The 12,241-nt window shown below is 66.1% G+C and carries 17 protein-coding genes, 1 pseudogene and 1 riboswitch; of the genes and pseudogenes, 9 read left to right on the top strand and 9 right to left on the bottom strand.

Annotated features, from left to right (window positions below; all coding sequences use genetic code 11):
• Positions 1 to 5: 5 nt before the first annotated feature.
• From ACIA75_RS15320 to ACIA75_RS15310, 3 genes are all read right to left on the bottom strand, one after another.
• Positions 6 to 530, bottom strand: coding sequence for a M15 family metallopeptidase (locus ACIA75_RS15320; protein WP_397104124.1), 525 nt, complete (start codon positions 528 to 530; stop codon positions 6 to 8).
• Between the two features lie 84 nt (positions 531 to 614).
• Positions 615 to 767: a hypothetical protein gene (locus tag ACIA75_RS15315; RefSeq protein ID WP_397104122.1), complete on the bottom strand. Its 153-nt coding sequence runs from the start codon at positions 765 to 767 to the stop codon at positions 615 to 617.
• Positions 764 to 1,117, bottom strand: a complete 354-nt coding sequence (locus tag ACIA75_RS15310) for a RidA family protein (RefSeq protein ID WP_397105333.1) — start codon at positions 1,115 to 1,117, stop codon at positions 764 to 766. The genes ACIA75_RS15315 and ACIA75_RS15310 overlap by 4 nt, the downstream gene beginning before the upstream one ends.
• 175 nt (positions 1,118 to 1,292) lie before the next feature.
• On the opposite strand from ACIA75_RS15310, the gene ACIA75_RS15305 reads away from it, so the two are divergent.
• Entirely contained in the window at positions 1,293 to 2,264 is a 972-nt protein-coding gene (locus ACIA75_RS15305; protein WP_397104120.1) for a helix-turn-helix transcriptional regulator, read from the top strand.
• A 34-nt stretch (positions 2,265 to 2,298) separates the two neighbouring features.
• Here the strand turns inward: ACIA75_RS15305 and ACIA75_RS15300 are convergent, their stop codons facing one another.
• On the bottom strand, positions 2,299 to 3,276 hold the full coding sequence (locus ACIA75_RS15300; RefSeq protein ID WP_397104118.1) for an alpha/beta hydrolase family protein: 978 nt from the start codon (positions 3,274 to 3,276) through the stop codon (positions 2,299 to 2,301).
• A gap of 67 nt (positions 3,277 to 3,343) precedes the next feature.
• Here ACIA75_RS15300 and ACIA75_RS15295 point away from each other — a divergent pair, with 67 nt between their 5' ends.
• Entirely contained in the window at positions 3,344 to 3,916 is a 573-nt protein-coding gene (locus tag ACIA75_RS15295; protein ID WP_397104116.1) for a helix-turn-helix domain-containing protein, read from the top strand.
• Between the two features lie 19 nt (positions 3,917 to 3,935).
• Positions 3,936 to 4,343: pseudogene (locus tag ACIA75_RS15290) on the top strand (transposase); the annotation flags it as partial.
• Between the two features lie 19 nt (positions 4,344 to 4,362).
• On the opposite strand, the gene ACIA75_RS15285 reads toward ACIA75_RS15290, so the two are convergent.
• Entirely contained in the window at positions 4,363 to 4,689 is a 327-nt protein-coding gene (locus ACIA75_RS15285; RefSeq protein WP_397104114.1) for a hypothetical protein, read from the bottom strand.
• A gap of 284 nt (positions 4,690 to 4,973) precedes the next feature.
• Complete coding sequence (locus ACIA75_RS15280) at positions 4,974 to 5,303, bottom strand: hypothetical protein (protein ID WP_397104112.1); 330 nt, start codon at positions 5,301 to 5,303, stop codon at positions 4,974 to 4,976.
• A 500-nt stretch (positions 5,304 to 5,803) separates the two neighbouring features.
• Between ACIA75_RS15280 and ACIA75_RS15275 the strand changes: the two genes are divergently transcribed.
• The 3 genes from ACIA75_RS15275 (at position 5,804) to ACIA75_RS15265 (ending at position 7,157) form a co-directional block, all read left to right on the top strand.
• A complete protein-coding gene (locus ACIA75_RS15275) occupies positions 5,804 to 6,691 on the top strand; it encodes a helix-turn-helix domain-containing protein (protein WP_397104110.1) in 888 nt (295 codons plus the stop codon).
• A complete protein-coding gene (locus ACIA75_RS15270) occupies positions 6,678 to 6,881 on the top strand; it encodes a DUF397 domain-containing protein (RefSeq protein WP_397104108.1) in 204 nt (67 codons plus the stop codon). The genes ACIA75_RS15275 and ACIA75_RS15270 overlap by 14 nt, the downstream gene beginning before the upstream one ends.
• 66 nt (positions 6,882 to 6,947) lie before the next feature.
• A complete protein-coding gene (locus ACIA75_RS15265; RefSeq protein WP_397104106.1) occupies positions 6,948 to 7,157 on the top strand; it encodes a DUF397 domain-containing protein in 210 nt (69 codons plus the stop codon).
• 241 nt (positions 7,158 to 7,398) lie between these two features.
• Here ACIA75_RS15265 and ACIA75_RS15260 read toward each other — a convergent pair whose 3' ends face one another.
• Positions 7,399 to 8,070, bottom strand: coding sequence for a chloramphenicol phosphotransferase CPT family protein (locus ACIA75_RS15260; protein ID WP_397104104.1), 672 nt, complete (start codon positions 8,068 to 8,070; stop codon positions 7,399 to 7,401).
• Positions 8,033 to 8,112, top strand: a riboswitch (ZMP/ZTP riboswitch). (Overlaps the previous gene by 38 nt.)
• Positions 8,113 to 8,135: 23 nt before the next feature.
• On the opposite strand from ACIA75_RS15260, the gene ACIA75_RS15255 reads away from it, so the two are divergent.
• The 3 genes from ACIA75_RS15255 to kstD are packed head-to-tail and all read left to right on the top strand — an operon-like array spanning position 8,136 to position 11,048.
• Positions 8,136 to 8,696, top strand: coding sequence for a GNAT family N-acetyltransferase (locus tag ACIA75_RS15255; RefSeq protein ID WP_397104102.1), 561 nt, complete (start codon positions 8,136 to 8,138; stop codon positions 8,694 to 8,696).
• A gap of 35 nt (positions 8,697 to 8,731) precedes the next feature.
• Positions 8,732 to 9,364 (top strand): TetR/AcrR family transcriptional regulator, encoded by a 633-nt coding sequence (locus ACIA75_RS15250; protein WP_397104100.1) that lies wholly within the window; start codon positions 8,732 to 8,734, stop codon positions 9,362 to 9,364.
• Between the two features lie 4 nt (positions 9,365 to 9,368).
• The gene (kstD, locus tag ACIA75_RS15245; protein WP_397104098.1) at positions 9,369 to 11,048 is read left to right on the top strand and encodes a 3-oxosteroid 1-dehydrogenase; all 1,680 of its coding nucleotides are present in this window, start codon (positions 9,369 to 9,371) and stop codon (positions 11,046 to 11,048) included.
• Between the two features lie 190 nt (positions 11,049 to 11,238).
• Here kstD and ACIA75_RS15240 read toward each other — a convergent pair whose 3' ends face one another.
• Both ACIA75_RS15240 and ACIA75_RS15235 read right to left on the bottom strand, forming a co-directional pair.
• Positions 11,239 to 11,811 (bottom strand): TetR/AcrR family transcriptional regulator C-terminal ligand-binding domain-containing protein, encoded by a 573-nt coding sequence (locus tag ACIA75_RS15240; protein WP_397104095.1) that lies wholly within the window; start codon positions 11,809 to 11,811, stop codon positions 11,239 to 11,241.
• Positions 11,811 to 12,230, bottom strand: a complete 420-nt coding sequence (locus tag ACIA75_RS15235; protein WP_397104092.1) for a VOC family protein — start codon at positions 12,228 to 12,230, stop codon at positions 11,811 to 11,813. Before ACIA75_RS15235 ends, ACIA75_RS15240 begins: the two co-directional genes overlap by 1 nt.
• Positions 12,231 to 12,241 lie beyond the last annotated feature (11 nt).

The following is a 12,241-nucleotide window of genomic DNA, read 5'->3' as shown; positions in this document are numbered from 1 at the left end:
AGCCCTCAGCGGTGTGCGGCGTCGGGGACCCTGGCCGGGCATGCGGTCCCCGGAACAGTGACCAACTCGAAATGCCACCACTCGTTGTCGAAGGTGCGGCACAGCCCCCAGCGGTTGCCGTTGGCTTCCAGCCAGGCGGCTCCCGCCTGCGGCGCGATATCGACCGCCCGCCCGGTGACATGTGTCGACTCCTCCGGCGGCAGCACCCAGCGCCGGGCTTCCTCCGGCGTTCCGTAGGTGCGCAGCCCGTCCTCCCACATCGACTGCTGTTCGGCCGGGCTGCGGTAACCGGAGTTGATCCACATCGGCACACCGGCGGCATGCGCATCCTGCTCGGCCATCGTGTACGCGAGGGCCAGCAGGGGGTCGAGCCCTTCGGTGCCGGCCGCCGCCACTTCGGTGAGCGGCGGTACCGGGAACGGCGAGGCCGCGGCTTCGCCGCCGCCGTGGACAAGACCGCCGACTGCGATCGCTGCCGCTATCACCGCCGCGGCGGTGCGACCGGATACTGCGCGCAAGCGGAAGAGCATGCGGATGATCTTATCGACCGCGGAACCCCCGACCAGCTGCGTTACCTATGAGCTGCACAGATGTGATCGGGAAGCGGTCGGGGATCATGCGGTGAATCCGCCGTCGATGTTCAGGCTCGCGCCGGTGATGTAGGCGGCGTCGGGCCCCAGAGCTGCCTGATGGCCAACAGCGCGGCGGCGCTGAGCGCCCAGGACGCGGAGGTCCGGTGTGAGACCGGCCGGCCAGGACCACATCACTCGACGGCGGTGCCCTCGAGTTCGACCAGCTGACCGGGGATCGCCAGCCGGGTCACCCCGAGCATCGTGGTAGCCGGCGCCACCCCGGCAGTGCCCAACCGCGACGCCAGCACGCCGTAGTGCTGGAAAAGCAGGTCGACGTCAGTGGTGTAGACGTTGAGCCGCACCAGGTTCCCCAGCGACATACCGGCTTCGACGAGCACAGCCTCCACGTTGTCGAGGCTCAGCGCCAGCTGCGCCGCCATATCATCGGCATGCCGGGGCTCGCCGTCGCCGCTCATCGCGGTCTGCCCGGAGCAGAACAGGGTCCGGGTGTGCCCGGAGACGAGCTCACCCTGGTTGAAGCCCATCGCCACCGACCACGTGACCGGGTTGACTGCCGTTCGTACCGCTACCACATCAGCTCCGTTCGATCATCGAAATACCGACGCCCACCGGCGTAGATGCCGTTGTCCCTGACGCCGTGGTGGTGAGCCTGCCAGCGAATCACGACATCCTGTGTCGTGTATTCGGTAGGGTTTTCGGATGCGTGCGGACCGGCTGGTGTCGCTGGTGCTGCTGTTGCGCCAGCGCGGCCGGCTGACCGCGACAGAGCTGGCCGACGAGCTGGAGGTGTCCACCCGCACCGTCTTGCGCGATATCGAGGCGCTGTCCACCGCCGGTGTCCCGGTCTTCGCCGAACGCGGCCGGCACGGCGGTTTCGCGTTGTTACCCGGGTTCCGGACCGAACTCACCGGCCTGAACCACGACGAAGCGCTCGCGTTGCTGGTCGCCGGATCACGGCGCGGTGCACAGGCATTCGGCCTCGGCTCGGCGCTGGCTTCGGCGATGCTGAAGGTGGTCGACGCGCTACCGGAGAGCTATCGGGACACCGCCGCCGATGTGGCCGAGCGATTGCTCATCGAACCGGAGACCGATCTGCTGTCCCGCCGGCTCGCCGCCGAAGAGGTCCCCGGCATCATATCGGCCGAGGTCCGGCACGCGGTGCTCGCCGGAAACAAACTGCGCATCCACTACGCGGCGGTCGGCCGGACTCCGGAATGGCGCACGGTGGACCCGATCGGCCTGGTCATCGTGCGCGATCAGGTGTACCTGCTGGCCACGAGATCCGGCGCGGACCGCACCTACCGGCTGTCCCGGGTCCTGGCCGCCGAGGAACTCGCCGAACCGGCACAGCGATCGGACCGGGTCGACCTGGACCGGGCCTGGCTGGAGCGCAGCACGCGGTTCCGGACCGGCGGCGACCGGATCGCCGTGCTGGTACGGGTGAACCCGGCGCGGCGTGAGGATCTGGTGAGCACCGCACTGGCCGTCCACACCGAGGAACCCGGCCCGGACGGCTGGCTGCGACTGGAGGTGACCTACCAAGACGCACGACATGCCGAATGGGCGCTCTGGCAGCTCACCACGGACGCGGAAGCCCTGGCCCCGGAGTCGTTGCGCACGTCCCTGCGCAACCGCGCCGCCGCAATGGCCGCCCGCTACGAAGACCCCTGAGAACGGCCTCCTTCCGGAGTTCTCGGTCTGCCCGCTACCCGGACAGTGGCCGAGCCACCCAGTCGGCGATATCGGCGACTACCTCCGGATCCACATGGTGCGGACGGGTGTAGTCGGCAGGCATCGAAGGTCCTTTCCCCGGAAAGAACATGTGATCGTCGGCAGGATAGGTTCGGAACGTGATGCGGGGGCGTCCGGCGAGGGCCGTGCGCCATCCGGCCAGGTCGTCCTCGACGGTCACCTGGTAGTCGCGTTCGCCCTGAAGGAACAACATGGGCACTGGCAGAGTGGCGGCCACGGCCGCCGGGTCATAGGCCCGGAGGTCCAGCCAGTAGGGTGCGGGCATCCCGAAGGGCAGTTCGTCCGCAGGAGTGTCGACTGTCAGCTCCGGGCTGTCGACCAGTTTCGCCTGTGCGACAGCGGCCTCGACGGTGGGCAATCCCGCCGCGGTGGCCGGATCGACTTCCTTCAGATGCGCAATGACACGCACCAGCGACCAGTGCAGCGGCACCGTATCTCCGGCGAGAACGACCAGGCCTGCCACGGCGGGTTCGGCAGCGGCCACCCGCGGCGCGAATCGACCGCCCATACTGTGACCGACGACGAAGACCCTTTCAGCGTCGACCGCCGGACATTCGCGAAGGAGTGCGACACCCGCGACGGCGTGGGGTATGTACTCGTCGGTCGGTGTGAATCCTCCCGACGCCGCGATTCGGTCGCGGTGTGCATAGGTCACCTTGTCGAACCGCAGAACCGCCACGCCGCGACAGGCCAACCCCCAGGCGATGTCCTTGAGGGGTTTGTTCGGCCCCGCGGTGCCGTCCCGGTCGAACGGCCCGCCACCGGCCAGCAGTACCGCCGCCGGATACGGCCCGTCACCACGCGGAACGGTCAGGGTGCCCAGCACCGCGAGCGCCCCCGAACCAACCGTCACCTCCTGCTCGCTGAACGCGGCCGGGTCGGCATACGCGGGCGCCCGCCACGTCTCCACGGTCGATTCGATTCGCTCCATATGTCCTCCACCGACTCTCATCGTTCTTATCTTTGAGAAAGGTATCACCAATGAGACAATGGGAACCGTGGATACCCTGGAGCTGCTGGCACACCCCGTGCGGTTACGGATCGTGCACGCCATGTCCGGCGGGCGAACGCAGACGACCACCCAACTGTGCACCCGCCTGTCAGGCGTATCGAAGGCAACGGTCTACCGGCACGTCGAACTACTCGCGACCGCGGGCGTTCTCGAGATCGCCGGCGAACATCGGGTACGCGGCGCCGTGGAACGCAGCTACCGTCTCCGCGCCGGCGGCGCCGCCGTCGACGCCCAGACCGCCGCCTCGGCGACCACGGAGGATCATCGCGGGATCTTCGCGGCCGCCATGGCGACGCTGCTGGCCGAGTTCAACACCTATCTCGACAGCGACACCGCCGACCCCACGGCCGATTCGGTCGGATACCGGCAGCACGCCGTCTGGCTCTCTCCCGGCGAGATCGAGGACCTGATCGCCGACCTGCGCACGGCAATCCTTCCGCGCCTGCGGAATACACCCACACCGGACCGCACACAGTATCTCCTCAGCCCGATCCTGTTCCCGATCGGCGGACAGGACGAAGACGAGCCTTCACCAGACGAGACTGCGACCAGGTCGTGACCACGACGCCGGCCACGACGTGGCCTCCCTGCCCGGACTCGCGATGCGCCGCATCGCCGACGCCGCCCGCACCGTGCCCCACGCCCGGCGGCGGGTCGATGTCGGCGACGGCTCCGCCTTCGCTATGTCTGGACACCTGGCCGCCTACGCTGGCATCGCCCCCGTCACTCACCGCTCCGGCACCTCGATCCGAGGCGAACATCCCGCCCGCTCCGGCAACCACAAACTCAAACGAGCCCTGTTCCTGTCCGCGTTCGCCGCCCTGCACGACCCTGCCTCCCGCGCCTACTACGACCGCAAGAGAGCCGAGGGCAAGAAACACAACGCCGCCCTCATCTGCCTCGCCCGCCGACGCTGCGACGTCCTCTACGCCGTGCTGAAAACCGGTCGGACCTACCAGGCGGCCCGCAGCCCTGCCGCCGCATAGCGCGCTCGGACAATACAGCTCAATCGGCGACCAGGGCTGCCTGCAGCGCATCCACGCTGTCATAGATCCTGGTCACCGGCCACGGGGGCGACTCCGGGGCGCCGCGCCATGTCAGATGGACTATCGCCCAGCGACCATCCTCCAACAAAAGCAGCACATCGTCGGACGCCTGTGCCTGGGCAACCACCCCTCCCCGATATCCGACCAGCGGATGTTCAGGCGAAAGCTCGGCAACCAGTTCACGCGCGAGAGCCGAGCGCTGATCCTCCCCATCACCGCCTCGCAGGTCCCACCACGAACCCGGTAGCTCTAGCTCTGGATATTCGACCAACCCCACCATGGTCACCAGAGTTCCACACCACTACGCCCCAAATCACCGCAACCTCTCCGCTCGACAATCGACATAGGCACACCCCCCGGCCCGGACGACCCCATCGGCGCCGATGCGCTGGCCGGAAACCTCTTGAACCGCTGAAAAACCCGGGCCAGTAGGCCTCGGTCGGACGAACCCGAACCGGGCGCACCCCCTCGTGGGGTACGCCCGATTTCAACACCCTTGTTCGGGCCACCACAAGGCGATGGTCAGCCCGAGCAGACCCAGCACCAATTGCGCCAGCGCCACGTCTGCCATCAACCGGCCGGTCCCGGTACTCGATGGTCCCCACCCCAGCGATAGCCGCGCGGATACAACCGCATCGGGGTAATGAGGTCGGCGTTATCGGTGACCAGATGCCGCACCGCTTCGACATGCTCGAATCCCGGCACGACAACTGCTCGCGCATCGTGCTCCCCGGCATGACGAGCCAGCGCCAGCGCGGTCACCCGCGGCCCCGCGTCCGTGAACACGGTGAATACGAGCCGGTATCCATGCCGCTCGGCCAGCGCATGCAGATCGACCCCGGCAACCGGAGTATCCCGCCGGACCAGTGCCACCGCGGCCGGGCGATCAGCAGTGCCCACGAGGACCTCCCCCGTCCGCACACCACCGCCGCACAGCCCGCGCAATTAACTCCAGCCGTTCGATCGATGGCGGCGCCACCACGGGCCCATCCGGTATCCCCGTTCCACCCCGCACCCGAGCCGGTAGCAGACAGGACCCGCGCGAGATCCGACCATCCGATAACCCACTGGCATACATGATGAATCCCCTACTCCTGGAATAGTCTTGGCAAGCACCCGGCGCAGGGTCCAGCACGGCATCAGCGACCAAACTGTGAATGATGGACCACCAGCTCGCGACACTCCTGGCGTTGATCTGGTGTCCCCCAGGACTTCTGGGAGGTGGCCTGCGCCGGGCGCTTCCCCAGCAGAACCCGTACGAGGTTGAACTGGAAGCTTCCTGTCCGGCAAAACCAGAAAAATATTGCGACATTCCAGTTTTGGGGTGCCACGGGTTCCGAACTGGGGCAGACTACATTCCGAATCGAGATGCACCGGGGTTCCGAACTGGAGGAACGGGGATGGCAGATAAGGCAACCGACAGCACGTTCGCGCGGCGGATGTTGGGTCGGCAGCTACGGCATCTACGGGAAACATCGGGGGTCAGCGTCGAGACAGCCAAGAAGGCTATCGGGGTCGGGCACCAGACACTGTGGCGATTGGAGACCGGTCAGTCGACGCGGATCTCAGCGCTACAGGTGCGGGAGCTTTGCCGGATCTACAAGGCACCCAAGGAGGTCGAGGACGTTCTGCTGGATCTGGTCGGTGGACTGTCCTACAAGTCCTGGTGGCATGCATACCGAGAAGCAGTGCCGAAGGACTTCGACCTCTATTTGGGATTGGAGATCGCAGCCAGCCGATTCCTCAGCTATGCGCCGACACTGCTTCCCGGTCTGGTCCAGACACAGCCTTATCGACGAGCGATGATCTGGATTGCGAATCCGGGGATGTCGACGCTGGAAGTGGAGCAGCGCATCGAGATCGCCGCCCGAAGACAATCGCGCCTGCGCGAAGATCCGAACATGAAGGTGGAGATCCTGGTCAGCGAAGCTGCCCTCCGTCACCGCGTCGGCGGCGGCGCGGTGATGGCGGAGCAGTTGCGCTACCTGGCAGAGGCCAGCGAACTGCCGAATGTGTCTGTCAGGGCCGTACCGTTCAGCGCCACCCATGTTGGCCTGGACGTCGGATTGTTCGTCCTCCTGGAGTTCCCTGAACAACGAACCGCATGGATGTCGGAGCCGCCCGTTGTGTACGTTCAGGGGTATACCAGCGACCAATATTTGGAGCGGCCGGACGAGATCGCCCGATACCAGGATGCCAGCATCCGAATCGGACAATCGGCACTGAGCCAGGACGCGACCAGAGACCTGGTCCTGAAGATAGCGAAGGAGCATGATGAACAGCGCTGACCTCTCCGGTGCACGATGGTTCAAGAGCAGCCGCAGCTCGGGTAGTAAAGAATGTGTCGAGGCTGCGCACTTGGGCGAAGGGTTTGTCGGCGTTCGCGATTCCAAGAACTCCTCCGGGCCGGCATTGGTATTCACCCCTGGCGAATGGGACGCCTTCCTTGGTGCCACGAAGGCCGGCGAGTTCGACTAGCCCCCGCACCCACGATGGCCGAGATATCCTGCCCATGGTGGTTCTTCCCGAAGCCAAGGGGGCACGATGAACAGCGCCGATCTGCGCGAAGCACAGTGGTTCAAGAGCAGCCATAGTTCGAGCACCAAGGAATGCGTCGAGGCCGCCCATCTGAGTGAAGGGCGAGTCGGCGTGCGGGACTCCAAAAATCCAGGTGGCCCTGCCCTCGTCTTCTCCCCCTGCGAATGGGACGCATTCCTGACCTCGACGAAGTCCGGACATTTCGGCTGGCCCTGAGACCGAAGACGCTGAAGCCTGACTCACGAACGTATGGTTCACTCGGTAGTCGCAACACTCTCGCTCCGGGAGGTTGCGGCGACCGCGTCACGTCCAGCGGACCTGACCGAAGGACCTGCAATCGCATGCGAGCCCGAATCCGCTTCGCTCCCAGCGCCACAAGCCTCCTCCTCCGGCAGGACGTACGAGTACTCAGACGACTGCCATGTGGGCGTCCGGTCCGCGACCTGCCGGCGCACAGTCAACGTTCCGCCGCCGCCCGCAGTCGGTCGAAAGCGCACGGGAACGAAGCTCGGCCGAGGTAATTCTTGATCTGAGCCGAGCAAGCCTCGACACTGTTCACGCTGGTGTCGACCTCGAGGTCATAGATTCCGTGGGCGTGAACCGCGGCGATCTGTCCGGCTGCCGTGCCGGGCGAACGATCACCCCGCTGCTGTTCGCGGCGTTGCAGTTCGCCCAGCGAGCAGCGCACACCGACGAAAACGACGTCGAGGCCGGTCATGACGGTCAGGCAGTCCCGAAGGCGCCAGGGCTCACTCAGAACGTGGTCCATGACGACGTCGTTGCCCGCCGAGGCCATGGCGGCAACCGCCCGATGAAAACCGGCCCGGGTTCTCCGAAGGATCTCAGCGAGCGCGACGTCGTCGAGTTCACGAGTCCGGGCCACGGAACGCATCGCACCGATCATGTCGACGCCCATATGAAAGAAGGGCCGGTCCAGGTCGACAAGCAGTTGCCGCGCGATACTCGACTTGCCCGAACTCGACACCCCATTGAGAAGAATCACCTGACCGGGCGCTGTATCCGTCAGCGAGTCCAGGCCATCGAGGGGTTCATTCATGTCTTTCATGGTGGCGGAGCGGACCGTTACCCTGAACTGCGAATGCGACTGGCGACAGGTGGATCGGACCACCGGGGAGCGACAGTTGGGGCATCGTCCGCCTGGGTGCTTCACCGTTTCGAGGAACGGGAAGGCCCATGCTCGACATCACCCCTGCCGAGGCTTGCGACTCCACCGAGATCATTGCCTTGCGATATGCCGCCGAAGACTGGCTCGCCCAACGCGGCATCGACCAATGGGCTCCGCGCGAAACTCCGGAATCCGTGTTTCGACAGCAGATCGACGCCGGGGAGTTCTTCGTCGCCCGGCTCAGCGACCGGCCGAAGATCATCGGCGCCCTACGGCTGATCTGGCGCGATCCCGTCATCTGGCAAGAACTCGACACGTTCGCCGGATACATCCACTCACTCGTTGTCTCGCGCAATCACACCGGCCTCGGAATCGGCCGCGAAATGCTGGAGTGGGCCGCGCACAGCGCCCGGCACGCAGGTGCAGACCTGCTGCGTTTGGACTGCGCCGAAACCAACCTGCCCCTCTCCGACTACTACCGGCGCAACGGATTCAACCAGGTCGGCCGCCGCGAGCTACACAACCCGCAGCACAAGGTCGCCCTCTTCGAGCGCAGACTCACTTCCAGCATGATCGACACATACACCCGAGTTGACAGAAACTGTCGTATAGATAGAGACTCCTTCTAGGGCGCCTGCTCAACAGGCTGGTGAAGGAGTTATGGATGTCATTGCGGGAGAGACAGCGGCGGCAGGTTCGCGCCGAGATCCAGCGTGCGGCGTTCATGTTGTTCGCCCGGGCGGGGTTCGATCAGGTGACCACCGACCAGATCGCCGCTGCGGCGGGTGTCTCGCCGAGCACGTACTTCCGGCACGTCCGCAGCAAAGAGGACCTACTGCTGGACCCCGTCCGAGAGGGGGGAGCCGGGATCGCGGCCCTGCTGGAGAGCAGGCCGCAAGACGAGCCCGCCGATATCGCGCTGGCTCAGGCCATCCTCGCCCGATCGACCGCGCTCGGGGTCGAGGAACTGGAGCAGTGGCGTGCCGCCTTCGCTACCGCACCGCAGTTGCTCGACCGTGTCGCATTGATCCCTTCCGATCACCGGGTGCGCTTGGTGGAGTTGGCCGCACGACGGATGGGCACCGACCCCACCGGCGATAGTAGCCCTGGCCTATTGGTGCACCTCATGCTCGCGGCAGCCGAGTTCGGATACCTGCAGTGGCTGCGGAACCCCCACAATCTCGAGGCCTCCCTACCGGTCTGTGTCGAAGCCGCCGTCGCTGCCGTCCTGGACGACCGCTGGCGCGCGAACCGCGCGGACCCACGCTCCACAGCAGCCGAATCGGACAGGAAGTAGCACCGTGAAGCAGCAGAATCCGATCCCCGAGGCGGCGGATGTCGTTGTCGTCGGGTCAGGGGCAGCGGGCATGACCGCCGCGATAACGGCCGCCCACCAGGGTCTTTCCGTGGTGGTGGTGGAGAAGTCGAGCCGGTGGGGTGGATCGACCGCCCGCTCCGGCGGCGGGGTGTGGATTCCCGGTAATCCGGTGCTGCGCCGGCAGGCACCCGCCGACGATATCGATGCGGCCCGCGCCTACCTCACGACCATCATCGGCGAGGGGGTCGCACCGGAGATGATCGACACCTATATCGACCGCGGCCCAGAGGCGTTCGAGTTCCTGGCCCGCTACACGCCACTGACGATGCGCTGGGTTCCGGGCTACAGCGACTACTACCCCGAGGCGCCCGGCGGTCGATCCCACGGCCGATCGGTCGAACCGAAACCCTATGACGCCCGAGCGCTCGGTGCCGAGCTCGCCACCATGGAGCCCGACTATTCCAAGGCTCCACGCAACTTTGTGCTCACGCAAGCAGACTTCCGGCAGATCCATCTCGGACTGCGCAATCCACGGGCCCCGCTGCGCGCAATGACGATCGGCACCCGCTGGCTCACCGGCCGGCTACGCGGTCGGCATCTCCTCGCCCGTGGCCAAGCGCTCAGCGCGATGCTGCGCCAAGGATTACGCGATGCCGGCGTCGCACTTCTGCTCGACACACCCCTCGTCGACCTCGTTACGGACGGCGAGCAGATCACCGGCATCACCGTACGTCGCGCCGACTCCGAACAGACGATCATGACCCGCCGCGGAGTGATCCTGGCCTGTGGAGGGTTCGAGAACAACGAAGCCATGCGAAAGCAGTACCAGCGGGAACCAATCGGTGCCGACTGGACCGTCGGTGCGGCGGCGAACACCGGAGACGGCATCCGTGCCGGCCGGAACATCGGCGCGGCCACCGCTTTCATGGACGATGCCTGGTGGGGCCCAACGATACCGCTGCCCCGCACTCCTTGGTTCTGCCTGGCCGAACGAAACCTGCCCGGTAGCCTCATCGTCAACGACCGCGGTGTCCGTTTCATGAACGAATCGCTGCCCTATGTCGAAGCCACACACCGCATGTACGGCGGCGAACACGGGCAAGGCGACGGGCCGGCCGCCAATATCCCCGCGTGGCTGATTTTCGATCAGCGCTACCGAAATCGCTACCTCTTCGCCGGACTGCCACCCCGGCAACCGCTGCCGCGACGCTGGTTCGACGCCGGTGTCCTTTTTCGTGCTGACACGGTGGCGGAACTCGCCGAAAAGATCGGGGTATCCGCAGACCGTTTTTCTGCCACCGTCACCCGGTTCAACACCTTCGCCCGCACCGGCATCGACGAGGACTTCGACCGCGGTACCAGCGCCTACGACCGCTACTACGGCGACCCTCGGCAACGCCCGAACCCCAACCTCGGCGCCCTGGACACCGGGCCCTTCTACGCCGCGCAGCTCGTCCCCGGCGACCTCGGCACCAAAGGCGGCCTGGTCACCGACATCCACGGTCGTGTCCAACGTGACGACGGAACCACTATCACGGGCCTCTACGCCGCCGGTAACACCAGCGCACCGGTCATGGGGCACACCTACGCCGGCCCCGGAGCCACCATCGGTCCCGCCATCGTCTTCGGATACCTCTCCGCTCTCCACGCCGCTACCAGGTAAGAACGACAGAGGCGGGTCGTACCCGGAACTCGGCCCTTTTCCGTCTATCGGGAGATCGCGGCGACCGCCGCATCGACACCGGTGCCGCTGCTCGCGCGGCGTCAGGAAGTAAGCCTGGCCCGATGGAGAGCGACGTGCTGACACCCTGCTGGGCATCACCACCGCGCTGGGTAGTCCACATCAGGAAAGGTCACGGGTTCGGGCGGATGGCTGCCAGCGCCGCGTCCACCGACTGGTCGGCGAGCGTATCGGGGAGCGGCAGGTGCCGGAACAGTGCGCGGAAGTAGATCGGCGCGGCTACCGCGTCGAGTACGAAGCCGATATCGATATCCGGGTCGATTTCGCCGCGGTCGATCGCCGAGCGCAGTGCGCGGGCCGTGGTGTCGCGCCGTGGTCCGAAGACTCTGGACCACAGTTGTTCACGTAGTTCGGGGTCGGCGGAGAGGTCGGCGACCAGGGCGGGCAGCACCCGGCCCAGCGAGGTGTCACGCACTGCCGCGACGAGTTCGCGCATGGACGAGACGAGGTCCGCGCGGAGATCGCCGGTATCGGGCGTCGGCTGGAGGCCGAGGAGGTCGGCGACGACATCGACCACCAGGTGTCGTTTCGACGGCCAGCGCCGGTAGATCGCCGGGCGGTGGATACCGGAGGTGGTGGCGACCCGGCCGATGGTCATCCCCGCGTATCCCTCGGTGTCGAGTAGGGCGCGGGCGGCGGCAAGCACCGCGGTATCGATCCGGTCGTCCCGGACCCGACCCGCCATCAGAACACCGGCCGTGGCATGAGGACCACCTGCCAGCCGTCCGGGTCGAGGAAGGCGATCGCACCGTTCGCTGCCCAGTACGGATTCTCGGTGGGCACCGGTTCGGCGCCGAATTCCCCCAGCCGCTGCACGGTTTCGTACATCCGGGTTTCCGAGGTGAAGTACAGCACGAGGAGATTCTCGTTGCTCGGCGCATCACCGGGACTGCCGTCCCTGTGGGTGGTGAATTCGAGATGGTATTCGGCGCCCGGCAGCCCCAGCATCACACCGTCGTAGCCCTCGTGGTTCTCGAACCGGTAGAGCTCGGTCAAACCGAGACCATCCACGTAGAAACGGATCACCTCGCCGAGACGGTCGGTGGGACGGGCGAATCTGACTTGGGTGACGCCCAAGGTGTCGGGCCAGGTGGTTGTCGTCATAGCTTATTACG

The organism is Nocardia sp. NPDC051750, assembly GCF_044453135.1.
GTDB lineage: Bacteria > Actinomycetota > Actinomycetes > Mycobacteriales > Mycobacteriaceae > Nocardia.
This window is presented reverse-complemented; position numbering and strand designations above follow the sequence as displayed.

Coding starts and splice junctions, on each gene's coding strand:
- ACIA75_RS15250 (WP_397104100.1), top strand. CDS start 8,732: ATGTCATTGCGGGAGAGACAGCGGCGGCAGGTTCGCGCCGAGATCCAG.
- ACIA75_RS15310 (WP_397105333.1), bottom strand. CDS start 1,117: ATGGGCTTCAACCAGGGTGAGCTCGTCTCCGGGCACACCCGGACCCTG.
- ACIA75_RS15300 (WP_397104118.1), bottom strand. CDS start 3,276: ATGGAGCGAATCGAATCGACCGTGGAGACGTGGCGGGCGCCCGCGTAT.
- ACIA75_RS15240 (WP_397104095.1), bottom strand. CDS start 11,811: ATGGCGGGTCGGGTCCGGGACGACCGGATCGATACCGCGGTGCTTGCC.
- ACIA75_RS15305 (WP_397104120.1), top strand. CDS start 1,293: ATGCGTGCGGACCGGCTGGTGTCGCTGGTGCTGCTGTTGCGCCAGCGC.
- ACIA75_RS15320 (WP_397104124.1), bottom strand. CDS start 530: ATGCTCTTCCGCTTGCGCGCAGTATCCGGTCGCACCGCCGCGGCGGTG.
- ACIA75_RS15235 (WP_397104092.1), bottom strand. CDS start 12,230: ATGACGACAACCACCTGGCCCGACACCTTGGGCGTCACCCAAGTCAGA.
- ACIA75_RS15255 (WP_397104102.1), top strand. CDS start 8,136: ATGCTCGACATCACCCCTGCCGAGGCTTGCGACTCCACCGAGATCATT.
- ACIA75_RS15275 (WP_397104110.1), top strand. CDS start 5,804: ATGGCAGATAAGGCAACCGACAGCACGTTCGCGCGGCGGATGTTGGGT.
- ACIA75_RS15270 (WP_397104108.1), top strand. CDS start 6,678: ATGAACAGCGCTGACCTCTCCGGTGCACGATGGTTCAAGAGCAGCCGC.
- ACIA75_RS15265 (WP_397104106.1), top strand. CDS start 6,948: ATGAACAGCGCCGATCTGCGCGAAGCACAGTGGTTCAAGAGCAGCCAT.